Origin of the sequence: Sphingobium sp. DC-2 (assembly GCF_000722555.1) — a bacterium.
Taxonomy (GTDB): Bacteria; Pseudomonadota; Alphaproteobacteria; order Sphingomonadales; family Sphingomonadaceae; genus Sphingobium; species Sphingobium quisquiliarum.
Map to the genome: position 1 here is coordinate 142,987 of NZ_JNAC01000026.1, position 23,732 is coordinate 166,718.

General features: G+C 65.1%; 24 protein-coding genes. 6 read left to right on the forward strand and 18 right to left on the reverse strand.

Annotated features, from left to right (window positions below; translation table 11 throughout):
- Positions 1-2: 2 nt before the first annotated feature.
- Together ET21_RS0104465 and ET21_RS0104470 are read right to left on the reverse strand one after the other, a co-directional pair.
- Positions 3-1,814: a hypothetical protein gene (locus ET21_RS0104465; protein WP_030538747.1), complete on the reverse strand. Its 1,812-nt coding sequence runs from the start codon at positions 1,812-1,814 to the stop codon at positions 3-5.
- Between the two features lie 5 nt (positions 1,815-1,819).
- Positions 1,820-2,008, reverse strand: coding sequence for a hypothetical protein (locus ET21_RS0104470; RefSeq protein WP_030538748.1), 189 nt, complete (start codon positions 2,006-2,008; stop codon positions 1,820-1,822).
- An 81-nt stretch (positions 2,009-2,089) separates the two neighbouring features.
- Here ET21_RS0104470 and ET21_RS0104475 point away from each other — a divergent pair, with 81 nt between their 5' ends.
- Complete coding sequence (locus tag ET21_RS0104475; RefSeq protein WP_030538749.1) at positions 2,090-2,638, forward strand: shikimate kinase; 549 nt, start codon at positions 2,090-2,092, stop codon at positions 2,636-2,638.
- Positions 2,629-3,738 carry a 3-dehydroquinate synthase gene (gene aroB / locus ET21_RS0104480; protein ID WP_030538750.1) on the forward strand — a complete coding sequence of 370 codons (1,110 nt, stop codon included), beginning with the start codon at positions 2,629-2,631 and terminating at the stop codon, positions 3,736-3,738. The genes ET21_RS0104475 and aroB overlap by 10 nt, the downstream gene beginning before the upstream one ends.
- A gap of 241 nt (positions 3,739-3,979) precedes the next feature.
- On the opposite strand, the gene rpmE is transcribed toward aroB, so the two are convergent.
- The 12 genes from rpmE to rpsB all read right to left on the reverse strand — a co-directional run bounded on the left by rpmE (position 3,980) and on the right by rpsB (position 15,361).
- Complete coding sequence (rpmE, locus tag ET21_RS0104485; protein ID WP_021236802.1) at positions 3,980-4,204, reverse strand: 50S ribosomal protein L31; 225 nt, start codon at positions 4,202-4,204, stop codon at positions 3,980-3,982.
- 122 nt (positions 4,205-4,326) lie between these two features.
- Positions 4,327-4,809, reverse strand: a complete 483-nt coding sequence (gene fabZ / locus ET21_RS0104490) for a 3-hydroxyacyl-ACP dehydratase FabZ (protein WP_021236801.1) — start codon at positions 4,807-4,809, stop codon at positions 4,327-4,329.
- A 7-nt stretch (positions 4,810-4,816) separates the two neighbouring features.
- Complete coding sequence (locus ET21_RS0104495; protein ID WP_030538751.1) at positions 4,817-5,488, reverse strand: OmpH family outer membrane protein; 672 nt, start codon at positions 5,486-5,488, stop codon at positions 4,817-4,819.
- A complete protein-coding gene (gene bamA / locus ET21_RS0104500; protein WP_030538752.1) occupies positions 5,488-8,130 on the reverse strand; it encodes an outer membrane protein assembly factor BamA in 2,643 nt (880 codons plus the stop codon). Before bamA ends, ET21_RS0104495 begins: the two co-directional genes overlap by 1 nt.
- Before the next feature lie 93 nt (positions 8,131-8,223).
- Entirely contained in the window at positions 8,224-9,357 is a 1,134-nt protein-coding gene (gene rseP, locus ET21_RS0104505) for an RIP metalloprotease RseP (RefSeq protein ID WP_030538753.1), read from the reverse strand.
- Complete coding sequence (locus ET21_RS0104510; RefSeq protein WP_030538754.1) at positions 9,354-10,511, reverse strand: 1-deoxy-D-xylulose-5-phosphate reductoisomerase; 1,158 nt, start codon at positions 10,509-10,511, stop codon at positions 9,354-9,356. Before ET21_RS0104510 ends, rseP begins: the two co-directional genes overlap by 4 nt.
- Positions 10,511-11,287, reverse strand: coding sequence for a phosphatidate cytidylyltransferase (locus ET21_RS0104515; protein WP_030538755.1), 777 nt, complete (start codon positions 11,285-11,287; stop codon positions 10,511-10,513). The genes ET21_RS0104510 and ET21_RS0104515 overlap by 1 nt, the downstream gene beginning before the upstream one ends.
- A 5-nt stretch (positions 11,288-11,292) precedes the next feature.
- Positions 11,293-12,072: an isoprenyl transferase gene (locus ET21_RS0104520; protein ID WP_030538756.1), complete on the reverse strand. Its 780-nt coding sequence runs from the start codon at positions 12,070-12,072 to the stop codon at positions 11,293-11,295.
- Between the two features lie 44 nt (positions 12,073-12,116).
- Positions 12,117-12,674, reverse strand: a complete 558-nt coding sequence (frr, locus tag ET21_RS0104525; protein WP_021237497.1) for a ribosome recycling factor — start codon at positions 12,672-12,674, stop codon at positions 12,117-12,119.
- Between the two features lie 5 nt (positions 12,675-12,679).
- Positions 12,680-13,405 carry a UMP kinase gene (gene pyrH / locus ET21_RS0104530; RefSeq protein WP_021237498.1) on the reverse strand — a complete coding sequence of 242 codons (726 nt, stop codon included), beginning with the start codon at positions 13,403-13,405 and terminating at the stop codon, positions 12,680-12,682.
- Positions 13,406-13,576: 171 nt separating this feature from the next.
- Complete coding sequence (tsf, locus tag ET21_RS0104535) at positions 13,577-14,503, reverse strand: translation elongation factor Ts (RefSeq protein ID WP_030538757.1); 927 nt, start codon at positions 14,501-14,503, stop codon at positions 13,577-13,579.
- 99 nt (positions 14,504-14,602) lie between these two features.
- Positions 14,603-15,361, reverse strand: coding sequence for a 30S ribosomal protein S2 (gene rpsB / locus ET21_RS0104540; protein WP_021237500.1), 759 nt, complete (start codon positions 15,359-15,361; stop codon positions 14,603-14,605).
- A gap of 247 nt (positions 15,362-15,608) precedes the next feature.
- On the opposite strand from rpsB, the gene ET21_RS0104545 reads away from it, so the two are divergent.
- Complete coding sequence (locus ET21_RS0104545; protein ID WP_030538758.1) at positions 15,609-15,836, forward strand: hypothetical protein; 228 nt, start codon at positions 15,609-15,611, stop codon at positions 15,834-15,836.
- 11 nt (positions 15,837-15,847) lie between these two features.
- Here the strand turns inward: ET21_RS0104545 and ET21_RS0104550 are convergent, their stop codons facing one another.
- Positions 15,848-16,573, reverse strand: coding sequence for a phosphatidylcholine/phosphatidylserine synthase (locus ET21_RS0104550; protein WP_051209617.1), 726 nt, complete (start codon positions 16,571-16,573; stop codon positions 15,848-15,850).
- A 50-nt stretch (positions 16,574-16,623) separates the two neighbouring features.
- Entirely contained in the window at positions 16,624-17,358 is a 735-nt protein-coding gene (locus tag ET21_RS0104555) for a phosphatidylserine decarboxylase (RefSeq protein WP_021237503.1), read from the reverse strand.
- A gap of 166 nt (positions 17,359-17,524) precedes the next feature.
- Here ET21_RS0104555 and ET21_RS0104560 point away from each other — a divergent pair, with 166 nt between their 5' ends.
- From ET21_RS0104560 to ET21_RS0104570, 3 genes are all read left to right on the forward strand, one after another.
- On the forward strand, positions 17,525-18,745 hold the full coding sequence (locus tag ET21_RS0104560; RefSeq protein ID WP_021237504.1) for an NADP-dependent isocitrate dehydrogenase: 1,221 nt from the start codon (positions 17,525-17,527) through the stop codon (positions 18,743-18,745).
- Positions 18,746-18,867: 122 nt separating this feature from the next.
- A complete protein-coding gene (locus ET21_RS0104565) occupies positions 18,868-20,481 on the forward strand; it encodes a bifunctional GNAT family N-acetyltransferase/carbon-nitrogen hydrolase family protein (RefSeq protein WP_030538759.1) in 1,614 nt (537 codons plus the stop codon).
- Between the two features lie 276 nt (positions 20,482-20,757).
- A complete protein-coding gene (locus ET21_RS0104570; RefSeq protein ID WP_030538760.1) occupies positions 20,758-20,955 on the forward strand; it encodes a KTSC domain-containing protein in 198 nt (65 codons plus the stop codon).
- Positions 20,956-20,961: 6 nt separating this feature from the next.
- Here the strand turns inward: ET21_RS0104570 and glmS are convergent, their stop codons facing one another.
- Together glmS and ET21_RS0104580 are read right to left on the reverse strand one after the other, a co-directional pair.
- Entirely contained in the window at positions 20,962-22,785 is a 1,824-nt protein-coding gene (glmS, locus tag ET21_RS0104575) for a glutamine--fructose-6-phosphate transaminase (isomerizing) (protein ID WP_030538761.1), read from the reverse strand.
- A gap of 95 nt (positions 22,786-22,880) precedes the next feature.
- Positions 22,881-23,708: a metallophosphoesterase gene (locus tag ET21_RS0104580; RefSeq protein ID WP_237751488.1), complete on the reverse strand. Its 828-nt coding sequence runs from the start codon at positions 23,706-23,708 to the stop codon at positions 22,881-22,883.
- Between the last annotated feature and the right edge of the window lie 24 nt (positions 23,709-23,732).

A 23,732-nucleotide genomic window follows, 5' to 3' on the forward strand; every position in this document is an offset into this window, starting at 1 on the left:
CGTCAGGCTCGCGTGATCGCCTCCGCCGCGATCATACGCGCTTCGGGGTCCAGGCCGACGCGATGCAGGGCGGCGATGATGTGGTACAGATGGCCGGGGGGCAGCCGGCTCCATTCCGCCGTCTGCATGCCGACTGCGGCCAGCAGGGCGACGCTGCCCTTCTCGCCCCGCGCGGCGGCCTGCCCGATCGCGCGGGCCCAGCGGCTGGCGGGGGCAAGCTGAAACCCATTGTCCTGCGCCAGCGCCGCCGCCTTTTGCGCGTCCATGCGCGACAAACCCGCCAGCGCGGCGATCAGCATCCTGCCCTTCGCTTCCCCTTCCTCATCGATGAAGCTGGACAGGCGGCTGTCGCTGATGTCGACGGCGACCGTGGGCGCTCCGGCGGCCAGCAATGCCCACAGGATGCCCGCGCCATCGCCATCCGCCTGCCGCGCCACCGACGTCCAGCGCAGCGTGCTGCGGTCATATCCGGCGGTCAGCATGGCGGCGACCAGATTGGCCGCGTCGCGCGCATCCACCTGCGTCACCGGCAGCGCCGCCGCCGCTCTGGCCGTCGCGATCAGGCCGACATAATCAGGCCGGCCATTGTCCCGCCACAGGGTGCGCATCGCCCGAACACGGTCGCCAACGCTTCCCGCGGTATAGGCAGTGCGCAGCGCCTCGATCCGGTCGGCGACCTCCCCTTCCGCGTCGCCATCAGCGCCCAGCTGGCTGTAGAAGCCGACCAGCGCCTTGTTCGAAAAGACGCCCAGCCGCGCCGCCACTTCGGCCCCCGGCAGACGGCGCGCGGCGCTCAAGGCCGGGGCCCGCGCCTCCCACGCCCGCACATGCTGCCCCGCCGTGGCGTAGAGCGCATCGGGAATCTCGACATTGAGCGCGGTCGCAAGGCCGAAACGCCAGGCAGTCAGCCGGTCGACCCCATCCCACTCGATCTTCACCGATCGGCGGGCGTTGAACCCTGTCCCCACCACCTTTTCCGCCAGCCGGTAATCGATGCCGCGCACCACGCCGCGCCGCTGCGCCTGATTGAGCGCGCCGCTCGCCGATCCCTGATCCCCCGACAGCGCCGGGCAGATCGCGCGCGTCATGTCCCATCCCGGCTCCTTGCTGGTGCGAAGCGCGCCTGCGGACAGCGGGCACAGCCCAGCCGGGTCGGCGGTCGCCAGATAGGTCTGCATTGCCACGGCATAGAGGCGGGGGGTGAAGCGATCCGAATCGACGCTTTGCACCAGCAGCCGGGCGCTGTCCGCCTCCCCCATGCGCAGCAGCAGCCAGGCGCGCTCCGCCACCCAGTCGGCGCCATTGATGCCGCGCGGCGTATCCGTCTCCGACAGCAGCGCCCGCCGCAGCAGGATCGACGCCCAGCGCGACGTGACCGGCGCGCGCGTCTCCTTCATCAGCGCCGCCAGAAACTGTCCCGGCTGATTGCCGAAATCGTCGGGCGCAAAACCCAGCCGGCCGGGCGTCAGTACGCCAATCCGGTCGAGCGATCGATGCGCGCCCTCCGGCAGGTCATATCTGGCCTTCTGCGCCGCAATCTCTTCTTCGGACAGCGCGTCTTCCCCGGCCGCATTGGCCGCCGCATTCTCCTCCGGCAAGGCGGCCGGGGGCGGCAGCGGCTGCACCATCGGCACCGGCGCTGCGGGAGCCGCTGGCCGCCCAGGCTGCGGAGCGGCGGGCGCAGGCGCCTGGGGCGCATCGCCAAAGCCGGGCGGCAGCAGGGATTCGGGCGCGTCCTGCGCAACCACCGGCAGCGCCAGCGCAATGGCGAGCGTCCCCAGCGCCCATCTGGCATTCCCCCGGCGGCGGCGCATGTCGCTTATTGGCCCAGCTTTTCGGCGGGGATCGCCTTTTCCACGCGCTGCTGCGGCTGTTCCCCGCCGCGCGACCAGAGGAGCGCCAGAAATCCGACCAGCAAGGCGATCAGGACGATGGGGACGATCGGCAGGCGCTTGCCCCGGCGGCGTGAGCTGCTTTCGAAGTTGCTGAAGGAACGGTTGCTTCTCATGAGTCCTTGTGCGGCCAAGCCGGAAGATGAGGAAAGTTGCGATTTGCCTCTGTGACGGGGGGATGTATAGCCCCGCTCTGCATGCAGCGAAACAGCAAATCCGCCCCTGTCGATCCGAAGCGTGGTCCCATCGTCCTCGTCGGCATGATGGGCGTGGGCAAATCGACCGTCGGCCGCCGCCTTGCCGCGCGGCTCGGCCTTGCTTTCGTGGATGCCGACGAAGAGATTGAAAAGGCGGCGGGCATGACCATCACGGAAATGTTCGAACGCTATGGCGAATCCTATTTCCGCGATGGCGAGCGGCGGGTGATCGCCCGGCTGATGGACGGCGAGCCCAAGGTGATCGCCACGGGCGGCGGCGCCTTCATGCAGGATGACACGCGCAAACTGATCCTCGACCATGCCACCGCCATCTGGCTGGACGCGGACATCGACATATTGGTGGATCGCGTGTCCCGGCGGGATGGCCGCCCGCTGCTGAAAGGCAAGGACCCGCGCGTGGTGCTGACCCAGCTCGCCGCCACGCGCAATCCCGTCTACGCGCTCGCCCCCATCCACATCAAAAGCATCGCCGCGCCGCATGAAGTGACGGTGGACAGCATAATGGAGCAACTCGTCGCATGGCATTAGTCCGCGTCGCGCTCGATGCGCGCAGCTATGACATCATCATAGAGGAAGGCGCGCTGGACCGCGCCGCCGCGCATCTCGCGCAATATGCGCGCAAGGACCGGCTGGTGGTCGTGACGGACGCCAATGTGGCCAGGGCGCAGCTGCCACGGCTGCAAGCCAGCCTGCGCGGCGCGGGCATCGCGCTCGAACCCATCATCCTGCCCGCCGGTGAGCAGACCAAGAGCTGGCGGCATCTGGAACAACTGCTCGACGCGCTGCTCGCGCTGGAGATTGAGCGGGGCGATCATGTCGTCGCGCTGGGCGGCGGCGTCATCGGCGACCTGGTGGGCTTTGCCGCCTCCATCCTGAAGCGCGGCTGCCACTTCATCCAGGTTCCGACGACCCTGCTCGCGCAGGTGGACAGTTCGGTCGGCGGCAAGACGGCGATCAACGCCAAGGCAGGCAAGAATCTGATCGGCAGCTTCTATCAGCCAAGCCTCGTGCTGATCGACCCGTCGACGCTCGACAGCCTGCCGCCCCGCGAAACCCGCGCCGGCTATGCCGAAGTGGTGAAATATGGCCTGATCGACGATCCCGATTTCTTCGCCTGGTGCGAAGCCGAAGGCTATCGCCTGCTCGACGGCGACAGCGGCGCGCGCGCATATGCGATCGAACGCAGCGTCCAGGCCAAGGCCGCGATCGTCGCCGATGACGAGCGGGAAACCTCCGGCCGCCGGGCGCTGCTGAACCTTGGCCACACGTTCGGCCATGCGCTGGAGGCGGACACCGGCTTTTCCGACCTCCTCCTGCATGGCGAAGGCGTTGCGGCGGGCATGGCGCTCGCCTTCCGCTATTCGGCCCGGCTGGGGCTATGCCCCGCAGCGGACGCGGAGCGGGTCACGGCGCATCTGAAATCCGTGGGTCTGCCCCACAATCTCGCCAGCGCGCACGTAAAAGCGGACGGCGCCGCGCTTGTCGCGCACATGCTTCATGACAAGAAGATGGCTGCGGGCACCCTCCCCTTCCTGCTGGCGCGCGGGATCGGACAGACCTTCCTGTCGAAGGATGTAGCGCTGGATGATGTCGCCGCCTTCCTGAACGAGGATCGCGCCGCGGCGTGAAGCCGCGCCAGACTTGTCAACGCCCCACCTGATCCTGCCCATCGAATGATGGGGCGGGGGACCATCGGCGCAGCCGGTGGTGGAGGGGAAAAGGCACAATATCAGCCCATTTTCCCTCCACCATGCCAGGCATGGCCCCCTTCCCCACGCCTCCGGCACAGGGAGAATTAAGCAATCAGCGCCAAAACAAAAAAGGGCGCCCCGAAAGGCGCCCTCCTCATCCGCTCATCTGACGAAGCGATTATTTCTTCAGCGTCAGGCCGCCGAAACGCTTGTTGAAGCGCGCCACCTGGCCGCCCTGCTCCAGCTGGCGCTGGCCGCCGGTCCACGCCGGATGCGACTTGGGATCGATGTCGAGCGCCATCGTGTCGCCTTCCTTGCCCCAGGTCGAACGGGTGCGGAAAGTCGTCCCGTCGGTCATCTGGACGGTGATAAAATGATAATCGGGGTGCGTATCGGCCTTCATGGGTCTGCTCCGTCTATGGGCCGGTTTCCGACCGGCCATGGATGCGATAAATTGCGAAGGCGCGCGGTTACATGGCTTTGCGCGCGAAAGCAAGGGGCGACCGGCAGGCCGCCCCTTCCGCTTCACTCCGCTGGCGGATCGGTGATCATGGCGACGAAATTGGTTTCGGCGCACACATTGCCATTCACCAAAGCCCGGCCCGCGAACTTGCACACGCGCCCGCGATTCTGGGTGATCTCCACATGCAGGTCGAGCAGGCATCCCGGCTCTACCGGCGTGCGGAACTTGGCCCCTTCGATGCTCATGAAATAGACCAGCTTGCCCGAACCGCGCAGGTTGAGCGATTCAACGGCCAGCACGCCCGCCGCCTGCGCCATCGCCTCCACGATCAGCACGCCCGGCATGATCGGGCGGCCGGGGAAGTGCCCCTGAAAGAAGGATTCGTTGATCGACACGGCCTTGACCGCATGGATCGACTCGCTGCGCACGAGCGAGACCACGCGGTCGACCAGCAGCATCGGATAACGGTGCGGCAGCGCCGCCATAATCCCGCGAATGTCGATGGGACCCATGGCGGCGGCAGCCGCGTCAGCTTCACCCGTCATCGGCGGATCAGCGCGACGTCGGCTGCTGCGACGGGTTGGCGGGCGCGGCGGGCGCTGCTGCGGCAGGCGTCGGCGCCTGACCACGGGCGCCGCCCGGCTGCCAGCCAGCAGGCGGCGTGATGCCGACGCTGGGCACCAGCGCGTTCAGTTCCGTCACCACCTGCTGCGTGATGTCCACGCCCGGCTGATAGGAAACCGTCGCGTCGGGGGAGAGGATCAGGTCGACCTTGGCCTTGGTCATGGCGGATTTCAGCGCGTCCGACAGCTTGGCCGAAATCTGTTCCTCGACATAAGCGTTGGCCAGAGCGATCGGCTGGCCCAGGCGTTGCAGTTCGGCCTGACCGTTCTGGCCAGCCTTCTGATAGGCTTCATACTGGGTCTGGATCGCCGGGGTGGGCTTGTTGCCCGCAGCCTTCATCGCCGCTTCCAGCGCCGTGCCCTTCGAACGCAGGTCCGCGTCGATGGCGTTCTTGCGCGCGTTGAAGCTGTCGATCTGCGCCTTGTAGGTCGTCTGGATCTGCGAGCGGGCGGTCGTATAGGCCGAGCTGGTGGCGACGGCGCGCTGGATGTCGACCACGGCGATGCCGTTCTTAGACTGAGCGGCCGCGGGCGCGCTGGCAAGTGCGATGGCAGTCATGGGGGCGAAGGCGAGAGCCGCCGCCTTGAGGATCATGTTCATTAGAATTGAGTCCCTACGTTGAAGCTGATGAGCTGAGTGTCGTCCCCTGGTTCCTTGAGCAGGGCCTTGGCGATGTCGATGCGGAACGGCCCGAACGGCGAGTTCCAGTTGACGCCGAAGCCCACGGAAACACGCGGCTTGAGCGTGTCGCCGAGATACACTTCCTCGAAGCCCGTGCCGTCGAGATAGGCAGCGTCGAAGCCCGCAGGTGGCGCATTGCAGGTGCCCAGCGAAGCGGCACGTACAGTGCTGGCCGGACCGGTGGTGCCCGTCTGCGGCGTGATGGAGCAATAGCCGGGGAAGTTGGTCGGCTGCGGATCACGCAGTCCGCCGACAGCGCCGGCATCCACGAATATGGAGGGACGCAGGCCCATCTCTCGCGCGCCTGAGCCCAGCGGAATTTCGACTTCCGCACGCGCAAGATAATAGACTTTGCCGCCCAGAGCGTCGTCACGGACATTATTGTCGCCCGAATTCCGCGAAAATCCGGTCGGGCTATTGGGATCAGCCACCAGATAATAGCGCTTCACGCGCGGACCAATGCCGCGAATGTCAAAGCCGCGAATCTGCGGGTTGCCCAGGAAGAAGCGGTCGGTCAGCCGGATCTTGTCCACCAGTTCGCCGCTTGCATCCCGCCGCTCGCCTTCCAGCGAATGGATATATCCGCCTTCCGCCGACAGCGAGAAGATGAAGCCGCCGCCCAAGGGCCAATATTTGGCCCCGTTAAGCCGCGTGCGGACATATTTGACGCTGCCGCCCAGCCCGGCGAAATCCTGGCTCAGCACGATATTATGACCGCGCGTCGCCCGGATACGGTTATCGCGATTGTCGTAGATCAGCGAATAGCCGAGCGAGGATGTCGTCCGCTTGCCGATGGCGTCGCACAGATAGCGCCCCGCGAGGATCGGGTCGCAGACGCCATTGGTATAATAAGTGTCCTCGTCCAGACTCACATCGTCCAGATTGAGGCTGTAGCGCAGGGCGAGCGACATATATTCCGTGATCGGCACGCCAGCGCGGATCTGGAAGCCTGTCGTCGTCTGCTTGTAGGTCGTGTCGCGATCGTTGGAATTGCCGAGATAGCGGAAGCTGTTGAGGTCGCGGCGGTAGATGTCGCCGCCCAGCGCGATATTCTTGTCCATGAAATAGGGTTCGGTGAAGCCCAGTTCGACGGACTTGGAATAGCTGGAATAATTGACGCTGGCGCGCAGTTCCTGGCCCTTGCCGCGGAAGTTGCGCTGGGTGATCGACGCCGCGACGATAAACCGCTCAAGCGAGGAGAAACCGGCCGAAAGCGACAGTTCGCCCGTCGATTTTTCCTGCACATTGGTTTCCAGCACGATGCGGTCTGGCGCGGAACCCGGCTTCTGCTCGATCTCCAGCTTTTCCTGGAAGAAGCCGAGCGAGTTGATGCGGTCGCGCGACCGCTTGACCAGGAAGCTGTTGAAGGCGTCGCCTTCCGCCAGGCGGAACTCGCGGCGCACGACCTTGTCCTGCGTCAGCGTGTTGCCGTTGACGTCGACCCGCTCGACATAGACACGGGGCGCATTGCCGATGCGGAAATTGATCCCCATCGTCAGGCTGTCCTTGTCGCGGTTGAAGTCCGGCTGCACGTCCGCAAAGGCATAGCCGAACAGGCCCGCCGTCTCGCTCAGCGTATCGACCGTGTCCTCAACCTGCTTGGCGTTGTACCAGTCGCCCTTCTTCATCGGCAGCGTCTTGGTCAGCGTCGCGCCCGAAAGGTCGCGAATGTCGCTTTCCACCTTCACGTCGCCGAATTTGTAGCGGTCCCCTTCCTCAACCACATAGGTGATGATGAAGTCCTGCTTGTCGGGCGTCAGTTCCGCCACGGCTGAAATGACGCGGAAGTCGGCATAGCCTTCGGTCAGGTAGAATTGCCGCAGCTTCTGCTGGTCATAGGCCAGGCGATCCGGGTCATAGCTGGTGCCGGAGGAGAAGATGCGGAACCAGCGCGACTGCTTGGTCACCATCTGGCTGCGCAGTTCGCCGTCGCTGAACTTGTCGTTGCCGATGATGTTGATCTGCCGGACCTTGGACTTGGGCCCTTCGGAAATCTCGAAGACGATATCGACGCGGTTCTGGTCGAGTTGCACCATCTTCGGCTCGACCGTGGCGGCGAAGCGGCCCTGGCGGCGATAGAGTTCGATGATGCGGGCCACGTCCGCGCGCACCTTCGACCGGGTATAGATCTGGCGCGGGGCGAGCTTGATCTCAGGACGGATCTTGTCTTCCTTCAACCGCTTGTTGCCTTCCAGCACGATGCGGTTGATGACCGGATTTTCCCGGACCTCGATGGTCAATGCGCCATTGTCGTTGCGGATCTGCACGTCGGCGAACAGTTCCGTCTCATACAGGTCGCGCAACGCCTGATCGAGCGTTTCCTGCGTATAGGGCTGACCCACGCGCAGCTTGGTGTAGGACAGGACCGTGTCGGGCTCCAGCCGCTGCTGACCCGTCACGGCGACGCTGCGGATGGTGCCCGCGGCAGGCACGGCGGCGGGCACGGGCGCGGCGGCCGGCGCGGCGTCCTGCGCCAGGGCCGGGCCTGCCGCGATGCCGCCGATCATCGTCGTCGCCAAAAGGGCCGCGACAATCGGGCGCTGCCTCTTGCTGCTCATTATCGCTGTCACCCGCTTCACCCTTTTACAAATAAGCAATGCTCGTTCACGCCCGGAAAGACGCCGCACAAGCCGCGCCTCCCTGCCCGATACGGATCAGCCGATCAAGCCGGACAGGCGCTCCCAGATACCGAAAGACGTTAGATCGTTGAATGTAACCAGCATCATCATGGTCAGAAGCAGCGCCAGACCAGACCGGTAGGCCCATTCCTGCACCCTGGGGCTGACCGGCCTGCGCTGCACCGCTTCCAATCCGTAGAACAGCAGGTGGCCGCCATCCAGCATCGGAATTGGCAAGAGGTTGATGAACCCCAAGTTAATCGAGATGAGCGCCATGAAGAAGATGAAGCTTTCCACCCCCAGCGTCGCCGCCTGCCCCGAAACCTCCGCGATCTTGAGCGGCCCGCCAAGCTCCTTCACCGACCGGCCGCCGCCCAGAATCTGCCCCAGCGTTTCCACCATGGTGCGGACGATCTGGCCCGTGCGCTCGATCGCCACCACCGGCGCGCGCCACAGGCTGACCGGCTCGATCACCGGATCGCCCGGCGCGATGCCCAGCCGCCCGATCCTGAACCTGTTGCCAAAGCCGTCGCTTTCCTCGACTGCGCCGATCCGCCCCTGCCGGTCGAACCGCTTGCCGCCCCGCTCGACCTGGATCACCACGGGCTCGCCCGGACGGATCTGCGCATAAAGGCGGATGTCGTCGAAGGTCGCCATCTCGCGTCCGTTGAGCGCGACGATGCGGTCGCCCGCCACGATCCCGGCGGCGGCGGCCGCGCTGCCCGGCTGCACCTGCCCCGCGACGGCGGGCGTCCGGCTCTCGCCATGGACGAAGGCGAAGGCGCCCAGGATCAGGATGGCGAAAAGGAAGTTGATCGCCGGACCCGCCGCCACGATCGCCGCGCGCTGCCACAGCGGCTTGGCGGGAAAGCTTTCCGCCCGGTCGCGCGCCGACATTTCCAGCCAGGCCGGATCGGTCTGGCTGGCGGCGTTCATGTCGCCCTTAAACCGCACATAGCCGCCCAGCGGCAGCGCGCCGATGCGCCATCGGGTGCCGCGCTTGTCGACCCAGGCGGCGATTTCCGGCCCGAACCCGATCGAAAAGGCTTCCGCCTTCACCCCGCACCAGCGGCCGACCAGATAATGGCCCAGCTCATGCACGAAGACGAGCGGGCCGATGACCGCGACAAAGGCGAGGACGGTCAGCAGGAAACCCGGATTCTGGATCAAGCAGTCAATCTTTCCATCACTTGCCCCGCCATGGCTCGCGCCCGTGCATCCACTTCCAGCACGTCTTCGATCCGGCAAGGCGCAGCCGCGCTATAGCGGTTCAAGACATCCTCCACAATCATGGCGATATCAAGGAAGCCGATGGCGCCTTTCAGGAAAGCGGCGACCGCGACTTCATTGGCCGCGTTCAGAATGGCCGGAGCCGCCCCGCCCTGCCCGGCCGCGTGCCGCGCCAGGCGAAGCGCGGGAAAACGTTGCGGGTCCGGCGTTTCGAAATCGAGCCGCCCCGCCCGCGCCAGGTCCAGCGGCTGGCACGGCGTCTCCATCCGCTCCGGCCAGGCAAGCGCGCTCGCGATCGGAATGCGCATGTCGGGCGAGCCAAGCTGCGCCAGGGTCGAACGGTCGCGATATTCGACCATCGAATGGATGATGGACTGCGGATGGACCAGTATCTCGATCCGGTCGAGCCCGATGGGAAAGAGGTGCGCGGCCTCGATCAGTTCCAGCCCCTTGTTCATCATCGTCGCGCTGTCGACGCTGATCTTCGCGCCCATCGACCAGTTGGGATGCGCCACCGCCTGCGCCGGGGTGATGCCGCGCATCTCCTCCCGCGAGCAGGTGCGGAACGGGCCGCCGCTCGCCGTCAGGATGATCCTTGCCACATCGTCCAAGCGGCTTCCGGCAAGGCATTGGAATATGGCATTATGTTCACTGTCGACCGGCAGCAGCGCCGCACCGGACTGCGCCGCCGCCTCCATCATCAGCGCGCCTGCTGACACCAGCGATTCCTTGTTCGCCAGCGCGACCGTGCCGCCCGCTTTCAGCGCCGCCATGGTGGGGCGCAGCCCCGCGCAACCGACGATCGCCGCCATGCTCCAGTCAGCGCCCGCCTGCGCGGCCTCCACCAGCGCCTCTTCGCCAGCGGCGGCCTGCACGCCCGACCCCTGCAATGCATCCTTGAGCGCGCCGTACAGGCCTTCATCGCCGATCACCGCGATGCTCGCGCCGCAGTCGCGCGCGGCGGCGGCCAGCCCGCCGACATCGCCAAAGGCCGTCAGCGCCACCACTTCGAACGCATTGCGATCGCGCCGGATCAGGTCCAGCGTGGACGTGCCCACGGAGCCGGTCGCTCCGAAAATCGAAATCTTGCGCATCAGCCGAGCACCAACACCAAATAAAGCAGCGCTGCGAGTGGCGCGACGGCCGCCACGCCATCCAGCCGGTCCAGCACACCGCCATGGCCGGGCAGCAGCGTACCGCTGTCCTTCACGCCCGCCCTGCGCTTCATCGCGCTTTCAAGCAGGTCGCCCAGTTGCGCCGCCACCGCGAGCAGCCCGCTGGCGGCGGCAAGCTCGACCGGCAGACCGGCCAGGCGATGGAGCAGGAACCCGGTGGCCAGCGCGGCAAGCACCCCGCCGCCCAGCCCCGCCCAGGTCTTGGACGGGCTGACCCGCGGGGCCAGCTTGGGCCCGCCGATCGAGCGGCCAGCGAAATAAGCCCCGATGTCGGTCGCCCATACCAGCGCCAATGCCCAGAAAGCGAGCAGCAGCCCATAGCTGTCGGGCGTCTGCTGCCGCAGATAGAGCAGCGCCATCACCGGCAGGACGACATAGGGAATGCCCAGCGCCAGGCGGACGGAACGCGTCACCAGCAGCACGAAGAAAAACGCCGCCGCGCCCAATGTGAACGCGACCCAGGATACATTGGCGGCCAGCGGGCACAGCAGCGCCAGCGGCACCGACACCGCGAACATGGCCAGCCGCCTTTGTTCGGGCGTCGCGCTCACGAGCGCGCCCCATTCCCCCTGCATCAGCACGCCCGCCACCACCAGCAGCAGCCAGAACAGGAAACCGCCGGAATAGAGCGCAGCCGACGCCAGAAGGATCAGCGCGACGCCAACGATCGTGCGGGTGCGAAGCTCGCTGGACATGGCGCTCACAGGCCGCCGAACCGGCGGTCCCTCATGCGAAAGGAGTCAAGCGCCTGCGCCAGTGCCCGGCCATCGAAATCCGGCCACAGCATGTCGGTGAAATAGAGTTCCGCATAGGCCGCCTGCCACAGCATGAAGTTGCTGAGCCGCTGCTCCCCCGACGTGCGGATCAAAAGGTCGAGCGGGGGCAGAGCGGCCGTGTCGAGATGCGCATCGATGTCGCCCGCGGCGATGTCGGCCACGCTCATCTCCCCCGCCTTCACCCGCTCGGCGAGGCTCTGCACGGCCCGCACCAGCTCATCCTGCGCGCCATAGTTGAGCGCGATGGCGACGATGGGCCCCTTGTTGCCCGCCGTCCGCGCAACCGCTGCTTCGATCAGTTCGACCAGCGAGGGATCGAGCGCCCTGTAATTGCCGATGATCCGCAGGCGGATGCCGTTGGCGTGGAACTCGTCCAGATCGGACTGGATGAAGTGCCGCAGCAGCCCCATCAGGTCCGCCACCTCCGCCGCCGGACGCTTCCAGTTTTCCGAGGAAAAGGCGTAGAGCGTCAGGCATTCGAGTTTCAGGTCCAGCGCTGCGCGCGCCACCCGGCGCACCGCCTCCACCCCCGCCTTGTGACCGGCGATGCGCGGCAGGAAGCGCTTTTTCGCCCAGCGGCCATTGCCGTCCATGATGATGGCGACATGGCGGGGACCGGACGATCCGGCGCGGACGCCATCGACATGACGCGCGCCAGCCGAAGGCGCGCCCTGTCGAATGTCGGGCTTGGCTTGGCTGGCCATCAGAAGAGAAGATGCGCGATGGACACGGGCGGAAGGACCCCGGCTCAGCGGCCGAGAATTTCCTTCTCCTTGGCCGCAGCCGCCGCATCGATATCGGCGATGGTGCTGTCGGTCAGCTTCTGCACCTCGGTTTCCATGCGCTTGCGTTCGTCCTCGCTGATCTCGCCCTTCTTCTCGTCGGTTTTCAGGCTGTCCATGCCGTCGCGGCGGACGTTGCGCACGGCGACGCGCGCGCCTTCGGCATATTTGCTGGCGAGCTTGGCCAATTCCTTGCGGCGTTCCTCGGTCAGGTCCGGGATCGGCAGGCGCAGCGTCTGGCCGTCAACGATCGGGTTGAGGCCAAGGCCCGCCGAACGGATTGCCTTGTCGACCGGGCCGACATTGCTCTTGTCCCACACCTGGACGGACAGCATGCGCGGTTCCGGCGCGGAGACGGTCGCGACCTGGTTGAGCGGCATGTGCGCGCCATAGACCTCTACCGTCACCGGATCGAGCAGCTGGATATTGGCGCGGCCGGTGCGCAGACCCGCCAGGTCTCCTTTCAGCGATTCGACGGCGCCATGCATGCGGCGTTCGAGATCGGCTTTGTCATATTGGGCCATGTTGTTCAGCGCTCCTGATTTTGCACGATCGTCGCCACCCCGTCCCCGGCCAGCACCTTTGCCAGATTGCCGGTTTCGCGAATGTTGAACACGACGATGGGAATATTATTTTCGCGGCAGAGCGCAATGGCGCTCGCATCCATGACCTTCAGATTGTCGTTCAGCACCTTGTCGAAGCTGATCTGGTCATATCGCGCCGCATCCGGCACCTGCTTGGGATCGGCATTATAGATGCCGTCGACGCTCGTGCCCTTGAACAGCGCGTCGCAGTTCATTTCCGCCGCGCGCAATGCCGCGGTCGTGTCGGTGGTGAAGAAGGGGCTGCCGGTGCCCGCCGCGAAGATGACGATCCGGCCCTTTTCCATGTGCCGCACCGCCTTGCGCCGGATATAGGGCTCGCACACGGACGCCATCGGGATCGCCGACTGGACCCGCGTGTCGTAACCGATCTTTTCCAGCGCGTTCTGCACCGCCAGCGCGTTCATGACGGTCGCCAGCATGCCCATATAATCGGCGCTCGCCCGGTCGAATCCCTTGGCGGCCCCCGCCAGCCCGCGGAAGATATTGCCGCCGCCCACGACGACGCACAGTTCAAATCCGGCGTCCTTGGCCGCCGCGATCTCGGTCGCGACGCGGTTCACCGTCTCCGGCTCGATACCGAACTGCCCTTGCCCCATCAGCACTTCGCCCGAGAGTTTCAGCAGGATGCGCTTGAAGGGCGGGCGAGTCATGTGGCGGAAAGATCCATTACAAGCGGGCAAGGAAATGGCGCGCACCTTAGGCAGCACGCGCCATGATGTGAAGTCCTTAGCGTCCGGCGCGGACTTGTCGAGAAGCCTTGGCCTCCCGATGTCGTCCGAACCGAACGCTCTGTCAGATACAGCGGCTGATGCGGCGGGCGCTCAAACGCCCGCAGCGGCGGCGACTTCGGCCGCGAAGTCGCTCGTTTCCTTCTCGATGCCTTCGCCGAGCTGGAAACGGACATAGTTTTTGAGCGTGATCGACGCGCCCGCATCCTTCGCCGCCTTGGCGACGACGTCGGCGACGGGGGTCTTGTTGTCCATCACGAACAGCTGCGACAGCAGGGCGTTTTCCTTGGCGTACTTGGCCACCGCGCCATCGACCATCTTGGCGACGATTTCGGCGGGCTTGCCCGATTCGGCGGCCTTTTCAGCGGCGATGGCGCGCTCCCGCTCCAGCAGGGCGGGGTCGATATCGGCCGACGACAGCGCCAGCGGGAAAGCGGCGGCGATGTGCATCGCGATCTGCTTGCCCAGCGGCTCCAGCACATCGGCAGGCGCATCGCCTTCCAGCGCGACCAGCACGCCGATCTTGCCCAGGCCCGGCGCGGCGGCGTTGTGGACGTAGGGAACGACGACGCCCTGGCTCACTTCCACCTGGCCGACGCGGCGCAGCGTCTGGTTCTCGCCGATGGTGGCGATGTTCGACACCAGCTTTTCGGCGATCGTGCCGCCAGCCGGGTGCGCCTGGTTCGACAGCGCCTCGGCGTCCGAAACGCCGCTCTGCAAGGCGACCTGCGCCACGGTGCGCACGAAATCCTGGAACTGGTCGTTCTTGGCGACGAAGTCGGTTTCGCTGTTCACTTCGACGGCAACGCCCTTGGTGCCGGCGACGGCGACGCCGACCAGGCCTTCGGCAGCGGTGCGGCTGGACTTCTTCTGCGCGGCGGCGAGGCCCTTGGCGCGCAGCCAGTCGACGGCCGCTTCCATGTCGCCATTGGCTTCTGCGAGCGCCTTCTTGCAGTCCATCATGCCCGCGCCCGAACGGTCGCGCAGTTCCTTGACGGCGGCGGCGGTAATCTCGGCCATGTTTCGGCTCCTAAAAGTTTAAGGTTCAAATAAGCACTAGGGCGCGGTCCGGTGGAGCGCGCCCTAGCCTGTCAATCTTGCAGTTCGAAGACCGCGGGATCAGGCCTGGACGGCGACCTCTTCGGCTTCCGGCTCGTCCAGAGCGCCCAGATCGACGCCCGAAGCCTGCTGCGCGCCACGGTTGCCCTTGGTCGCGGCGGCGGCGACGGCGTCGCAATAGAGGCGGATCGCGCGGCTGGCGTCGTCATTCGCCGGAACCGGGAAAGCGATGCCATCGGGCGAGACGTTCGAATCGAGGATCGCGACGACCGGGATGCCCAGCGTGTTGGCTTCCTTGATCGCCAGTTCTTCCTTGTTGGCGTCGATCACGAACATGACATCGGGGATGCCGTTCATGTCGCGGATGCCGCCCAGCGAAAGCTCCAGCTTCTCGCGCTCGCGGGTCATCTGAAGGACTTCCTTCTTGGTGAAGCCGTGGGTGTCGCCCGACAGCTTCTCTTCCAGGGTCTTCAGCCGCTTGATCGAACCGGAAATGGTCTTCCAGTTGGTGAGCATGCCGCCCAGCCAGCGATGGTTAACGAAGTGCTGGCCCGACTTGCGGGCGGCTTCGGCGATCGGGTCCTGCGCCTGGCGCTTGGTGCCGACGAACAGCACCTTGCCGCCAGCGGCGACGGTCGCCGACACGAAGTCCAGCGCGCGGCCGAACAGCGGCACGGTCTGCGACAGGTCGAGGATGTGGATGCCGTTGCGCTCGCCGAAGATGTACGGCTTCATGCGCGGGTTCCAGCGGTGGGTCTGGTGGCCGAAGTGAGCCCCGGCCTCGATCAATTGGTGCATGGTGACGACAGGAGCCGCCATAATATTTCTCCTTCCGGTTCAACCTCTGGGAATCAGGAACTGGGGCGTCACGCCGTCAGCACCGGATATGTGCGATTCCCATGTGGAATGGCGCGCCCCTTAGCGCGCACGGCTGGGGGAGGCAAGGCTTGACTTGCTCCAAAGAATGGAACATATAGGGAACATTCGGAACAAAGCGCGGCTCAGCCCCGTTTCGACCGGCAATAGAGGAACAGTTGTTCCGTCGCAAATATGAAAGTGAGCGCCCATGTTCACCATTATTGCAGCCACCATTTTCCTGGCAGCCTTCCTGCTGGCGGCAGGCACGATCGTTGGCATGTTCGCCCTTTACCGGGACAAGATGATCGCGGCCCTGCTGTTCGAACCCATTCCCCAGGAAGCGCCCGTCTACCGCCTGCGGATCAGCCGCCGCCGCGCCACGCCGGAGGCGCGCACCCCGGCGCGTCCCCTGCCCGCATCCATCTTCGCCGCCTGAGGGCGTGAAGCTCAGGCAGCGGCCTTGGACTGCTGCTGCCGCCGGACGCGTGCGTAGGACATGATGCCGAACGGGATCGTCGCCACATAGACCGCCGAAAGCGCCAGCAGCGTCAGCCAGGGATCGGTGATCAGCAGCGCGGCCAGCAATCCGGCAACCGCGATCGCCTCCAGCCGGATGCGCTTGCGCAGCCGCAGCGCCGACCAGCTATAGGTCGCGATGCTGGAAATCATCAGGAAGGCGGTGAAAGCCGTCCACGGCGCCACCACATACCAGGCGCGGAAGATATCTTCCCCCGTCACCAGCCACAGATAAAGCGGTACGAAGGCGAGGCCAGCCCCGGCGGGCGCGGGAACGCCGGTCAGGAACCCGGCCGATTTATGCGGCTGTTCGTCCGCGTCGATATTGGCGTTGAACCGGGCGAGCCGCAGCGCGCAGGACAGCGCATGGGCCAGCGCGAAGATCCACCCGAATTTTGGCATGGCATGCAGCGCCCACAGATAAAGGATCAGCGCCGGAGCCACGCCGAAGGCGATGGAGTCCGACAGCGAATCCAGCTCCGCCCCAAAACGGCTTTCCCCACGCAACAGCCGCGCGATGCGGCCGTCCAGCCCGTCCAGTATCCCCGCGATGATGATCAGCGTCACCGCCCATTCCCACCGTTCCGCGATGGCGTAGCGCACGCCGGTCAGGCCGCAGCACAGCGCCATGGCCGTGACCGCGTTGGGCGCGACCATCCGCAGGGTGATGCCACGGCGCAGGCCGCGCGGGATGGCGCGCCGCTGCCTCACTGCTGGATACCCGAAATGACGCGCGCGTCGCCGATCTGCCCCAGGATCGTCTCTCCCGCGACGGTCCGCTGCCCCAGCACCACGCGCGGCGCCGTGCCAGCGGGCAGGTAGACGTCGACGCGGCTGCCGAAGCGGATCAGGCCGATGCGCTGCCCCGCCGCGATCAGGTCGCCCGGCTTCACGAAGGGGACGATCCGGCGCGCGACCAGGCCCGCAATCTGGGTAAAGCCCACCCGCACGCCGTCATGCCGCTCGATCAGGATATGCTGCCGTTCATTATCCTCGCTCGCCTTGTCGAGATCGGCGTTCAGGAACTTGCCCGAAATATAGACGACCGACTTCACCATCCCGCCGATGGGCGTGCGGTTGATGTGGACGTCGAACACGCTCATGAAGATGGAAACGCGCACCATCGGCTGGTCGCCCAGGCCGTCCGGCCCCGCCATCTCGCGCGGCGGCGGCACGCGCTGGATCAGCGTCACCAGACCGTCGGCGGGCGCGATGATCGCCCGCTCGTCCTGCGGCACCGCGCGCACCGGGTCGCGGAAGAAGGCAAAAACCCAGATCGTCACGATCACCATCAGCCAACCGGGAATCTCCCATCCGACCAGGAACAGCACCAGGGTGATCGCCACCGCGATCAGGCCGAACTTCACGCCTTCGGGATGAACCGTGGGGAAGCGCCACTTCACATTGCCGCCCAGCGCGACGGTGATTTCGTCATTTTCCATGGCATCGTCTTTAGGCACAGTCACTTGGACTGACAACGGTCGATCCCCCGGCAAGTGCCGCGAAATCATGCGCCCTGCTTCACCGCCATTGCGCGGTTGAACATTGGCTCCGCTTTCCCTAGGGCGTTTGCAAAATTCCACCCGAACGAAGAAGGCGAAGAGGCGCATGGCGAAGATCAAGGTCAAGAACCCAGTCGTGGAGATCGACGGCGATGAGATGACGCGGATCATCTGGCAGTGGATTCGTGAGCGCCTCATCCTCCCCTATCTCGACATCGACCTCAAATATTACGACCTCAGCGTTGAAAAGCGCGACGAAACCAACGACCAGATCACCATCGATTCCGCCAATGCGATCAAGCAATATGGCGTCGGCGTGAAGTGCGCCACCATCACCCCGGATGAAGCCCGCGTCGAGGAATTCGGCCTCAAGGAAATGTGGAAGTCGCCCAACGGCACCATCCGCAACATCCTGGGCGGCGTCGTTTTCCGCGAACCGATCGTGATCAAGAACGTGCCCCGGCTGGTTCCCGGCTGGACCGACCCGATCGTCATCGGCCGTCACGCGTTCGGCGACCAGTATCGCGCCACCGACTTCCTGGTCCCCGGCCCCGGCAAGTTGCGCATGATCTGGGACGGCGCCAATGGCGAGAAGATCGAAAAGGACGTCTTCAACTTCCCCAGCCCCGGCGTCGCCATGGGCATGTACAATCTGGACGATTCGATCCGCGATTTCGCCCGCGCCAGCATGAACTACGCGCTGGGCCGCAACTGGCCGCTCTATCTGTCGACCAAGAACACCATTTTGAAGGCCTATGACGGCCGCTTCAAGGATCTGTTCCAGGAAGTGTTCGACAAGGAATTCGCGGATCAGTTCAAGGCCGCTGGCATCACCTACGAACACCGCCTGATCGACGACATGGTCGCCGCCGCGCTCAAGTGGAGCGGCAAGTTCGTCTGGGCGTGCAAGAATTATGACGGCGACGTTCAGTCCGACACCGTGGCGCAGGGCTTCGGCTCGCTCGGCCTCATGACCTCCGTGCTGCTCTCGCCCGATGGCAAGACCGTCGAGGCCGAAGCCGCGCACGGCACCGTCACCCGCCACTATCGCCAGCATCAGCAGGGCAAGTCGACCTCGACCAACCCGATCGCGTCGATCTTCGCCTGGACCCAGGGCCTCAGCTATCGCGGCAAGTTCGACGACACGCCGGACGTCACGCGCTTTGCCGAAACGCTGGAGCGCGTCTGCATCGAAACCGTCGAAGGCGGCGCGATGACGAAGGATCTGGCGCTGCTGATCGGCCCCGATCAGGCATGGATGACGACCGAACAGTTTTTCGAAGCGATCCGCGTCAATCTCGAAACCGCGATGGGCCAGTGGAACTGACCTGCGCGGAACAGAACTACGCGGAACGGAACTGATCGGCCGCTTGCGGCTTGTTCAGAACGTTGGCGAAATGAGGCGGCGCTGGTCCACGGCGCCGCCTTTTCCATGACGGGAGATGATTGATGACCACCAAAGCAGGAAAGCGCCTGGAAGTCCGCACCGCCGTTCCGGGCGATGTCCGCGCCATCCTGCGGCTCATCGCGCGCGTCTATCCCGGCCTGCCCAACTATTCGCCCGCGACCGTCCGTGGCCAGATCAACAATTTCCCCGATGGCTGTTTCGTCGCCGTCTATGACAACCGGATCGTCGGCTATTGCGCGACCATGCGCGTCAGCAGGACGATGGCCTTTTCCTTCCATGATTGGGAAGAGATCACCGCCAACGGCTTCGGCACCCGGCACAGCGCCGCGGGCGAATGGCTGTACGGCTATGAAATGGCGGTCGATCCCAAGCTGCGCGGCCTGCGCATCGGCCAGCGTCTCTATGACGAGCGCAAGGAACTGGCCGAGCAGCTGGACCTGCACGGCATCGTCATCGCGGGCCGCATGCCCGGCTATGCCCGCGCCAAGCGCCGCGTCGATGGCCCCGCCGATTATCTGGACAAGGTGGTCCAGGGCAAGCTGCGCGACCAGGTCATCAGCTTCCAGCTCAAGAACCAGTTCGAACCGCTTGGCGTGCTCGAAAACTATCTGCCCGAAGACAAGCAGTCGGACGGCCACGCCGCCCATCTGGTCTGGCGCAACCCCTATGTCGATCCTGACGAAGCACCCGAAATGCGGGTGCCGCGCGGCGTCGAAAGCGTCCGGCTCGCCACCTGCCAGCTTCAGGCGCGCGCCGTTGCGGACTTCGATGAATTTATCCGCAACATCGAATATTTCGTTGATGTTGCGGCGGATTACCGCTCCGACTTCATCATCTTCCCGGAACTCTTCACCCTTCCCCTGCTCTCCTTCGAAACCAAGAAGCTTTCCCCGATAGAAGCGATCGACAAGCTCACCGGCTACACGCCGCGCCTGACGAAGGAACTGACGCGGATGGCGCTGGAATATAATATCAACATCATCGGCGGCTCCCACCCGACCCGCGCCGACGATGGCGATATCCAGAACATCGCCTATGTCGCCCTGCGCGACGGATCGGTCCACACGCAGGAAAAGATTCATCCCACCCCCAACGAAGCCTTCTGGTGGAACATCAAGGGCGGCGATTCGCTCGACGTGATCCAGACGGACTGCGGCCCGATCGGCGTGCTCATCTGCTATGACAGCGAATTTCCCGAACTCGCCCGGCGGCTGGTGGACCAGGGCGCGCGCATCATCTTCGTGCCCTTCTGCACCGACAGCCGCCTGGGCTATATGCGGGTGCGCTATTGCGCCCAGGCGCGCGCGATTGAAAATCAATGCTATGTCGTCATGTCTGGCAATGTCGGCAACCTGCCCAATGTCGACAATATGGACATCCAATATGCGCAAAGCGCCATCCTGACGCCTTGCGACCTGCCCTTCGCGCGCGACGGCATCGCGGCGGAATCAACGGAAAATGTCGAAACCCTCACCATGGCGGACGTCAATTTGGCGGACTTGAGCTGGGCCCGCGCCGAAGGCACCGTCCGCAACCTGCGCGACCGGCGTTTCGATCTTTACCATATCGAATGGGACAGCAATCCCGACCACGGCCACGCCCCCAGCGGCGGCCCCGTCCCCGCGGGCGGCCACAACTCCCCCGGCGGCGGCTGACCATCGGCCACGACGATGTGGAGGGGAAAAGCCGCAACGTCAGCCCCCTTCCCCTCCGCCGCCTGCGCATCCTACCTCTCAAAAATTTTCCGCTGTCCTACAGCCCATAACCGCCGCTAAGCTCCCGGCGGCTCTTTGAACATTTAACATAATCTGTTGGACGCACAAGCGCGAAAGCCCGGTTTCCCGCGCCCTCCTCGTGTCACCTATGTCACCCGAATCCTACAGGGCGCATGCAGCGGGAAACATCGCCAGCCGCCGATCATTATCGCCAGCATGCCCTCCACAGTCATCCGCCACTTCGACTATGATGCGGCCGAACACCGGCTGGACGTGCAATTCGTCAGCGGCAGGCGCTACAGCTATTTCGAGGTGCCGGAAAAGCTGGCCGCCGCCATGCGCCGCGCCTCATCCAAGGGCAGCTTTTTCAACCGCCGCATCCGCGATCACTTCCGTTTCACCCGCCTGGAGTAAACACCGTCACTCCACCGTGACGCTCTTGGCAAGGTTCCTTGGCTGATCGACATCGGTGCCCTTCGCGACGGCGACATGATAGGCCAGCAACTGCACCGGCACCGCATAGACCATCGGCGCGATCAGTGGGTGGACCTTGGGCATGGTGATGGTGGCGATGCACCCCTCGCCCGCCGCCTGCACCCCGTCATAGTCGGAGATCAGCACCACCCGGCCGCCGCGCGCCTGCACCTCCTGCATGTTGCTCACGGTCTTTTCGAACAGCGGGCCGCTGGGCGCGAGGACGATCACCGGCACCTTGTCGTCGATCAGGGCGATCGGCCCATGCTTCATCTCGCCCGCCGCATAGCCTTCGGCGTGGATATAGCTGATTTCCTTGAGCTTGAGCGCCCCTTCCAGCGCCAGCGGGTAATCCGGCCCCCGCCCCAGATAGAGCACGTCCCGCGCCCCCGCGACCAGATGCGCCATCCCCTCGATCGATTCGTCATAGGCAAGCGCAGCGTTGAGCGCGGCCGGTGCTTCGGCCAGATGCCGCACCAGTTCCTTCTCGGCCTTCCCGTCCAGCCTGCCCTTGGCTCTGGCAAGATTGGCGGCAAAGGCGGCCAGAACCGCAAGCTGACAGGTGAAGGCCTTGGTGGACGCAACGCCGATTTCAGGTCCGGCATGGGTGGGCAGCAGCAAGTCGGCCTCCCGCGCCATGGTGCTGGTCGGCACGTTGACGACGGCGGCGATCTTCTGCCCTTCGCTCCGCGCGTGACGCAGCGCCGCCAGCGTGTCCGCCGTCTCGCCCGACTGGCTGATGACGATCATCAAGCCGCCATCCTCCATCACCGGCGCGCGGTAGCGGAACTCGCTCGCCACATCGATGTCGACGGGCACGCGGGCGAACTGTTCGAACCAATATTTGGCGACCATGCCCGCATAATAGCTGGTGCCGCAGGCGACGATGGTGACTCGCCGGATCGCGCCCAGATCGAAGTCCGGCACCGGCAGCGACACCTGATCCTCCATCCGGCGCAGATAGGACCGCAGCGTCTGCGCGACGACCACGGGCTGCTCGTAAATCTCCTTGAGCATATAATGGCGGTGATTGCCCTTGGAGATCAGCTCGCCGGTCACGCCGGAAATGGTGATGGGCCGCTCGACAGGATTATTGTCCCTGTCGAAAATCTCCGCGCCCCCGGCGGTGACGATCACCCAGTCGCCTTCTTCCAGATAGGCGATGCGCTGCGTCAAAGGTGCCAGCGCCAGCGCGTCGGAGCCCAGATAGGTTTCTCCATCGCCATATCCTACGACCAGCGGCGAACCCAGCCGCGCGCCGATCAGCATGTCTGGGCTGCTGCGGAACAGGATGGCGAGCGCAAACGCGCCATGCAGCCGGGGAAGCACCTGCGCCACCGCGTCCTTGGGCGATATCCCCTGCTCCACCAGTTCGCTCACCAGATGGGCGACGACTTCCGTGTCCGTCTCGCTGTCGAACACCCGGCCGCGCGCCGTAAGCTCCTCCCGCAGCGCCTTGAAATTCTCGATGATGCCGTTGTGGACGAGCGCCACTTCCTTCGTGGCATGGGGATGCGCATTGTTCGTCGTCGGCGCGCCATGGGTCGCCCAGCGCGTATGGGCGATCCCGGTCGTCCCCGGCAACGGATCGCGGTCAAGCTCCTTCACCAGATTGGCGAGCTTTCCCTCCGCACGCCGCCGCTCGATCGCGCCATCGTGGATGGTCGCCACGCCCGCGCTGTCATAACCACGATATTCCAGCCGCCTCAGCCCCTCGACAAGCCGTTCCGCCACGTCGTCCTTGCCGATGATGCCGATGATGCCACACATGGATTCGGATGCCCCAAAACTGAAAAACAGACGGCTGGAAGCCGCCGCAGCCGCAGCTACCATGATCGGGCGGCAAGCGACAATGGCCTGTCACATCACTGCGGACGAATTGTGACCAGCCAGATATCGGGGGGCGCGAGCATGCGGATGGGAAGGCCGCTGGTGCCGACACCGGCCGACACCACCAGCGTCCTCTTTCCCTCATGATAGGCACCGCAGGCAAAGCGCTTTCCCAGCCGCGAAGGGACATAGACGATGCCCAGAAAAGGCAGCGCCACCTGCCCGCAATGCGTATGCCCGGCCAGGGTCAGCGACGGCCGGTCGGGCAAGGCGGGCAGGATATCGGGGCCATGCGTCAGGATCACCGGCGCGCCGCCCAGCGCCTTCATCGCCGCCAAGGTGCCGGGAATGTCCGGCCTGCCGGTATACAGGTCCCGCAGGCCCCCGATCGCCAGAGGCCCCCGCCGTACGGCCTGATTGTCCAGCAGGCGAATACCGATCCGGGCGAACAGGGTGCGCCAGTCCTTCCGCCCGGCCAGCGAATGGTGGCTCGCGTCATGGTTCCCCAATATCGCGACGACCCCCAGCGGCGCGCGCAGAGCGGCAAAGTGAGCGATGCTCTGCAACGCATCATAAGTCGCGCCACCCTTGTCATCGCCGATATAGTCGCCGCCCAGCGCGATCAGGTCGGGCTTGAGGCCATTCACCATTCCGGCGATGCGCGCCATCCGCTCCGGACTGTTGTCCGGCCCCGACAAATGCGTGTCCGTGATCAGGGCGACGCTCACCGCCCGGCGTGGCGCATCCTTGGGAAACGGCAGGGCGACATCCAGACGCCGCACGACCGGCATGGCGCGAGCATTGTCCACCAGCCAAAGGCCAAAACCGATTGCAAGCAGCAGCGCGACCAGAAACGCCGCCAGCCAGCGCCTGGTCCGGGAAATACC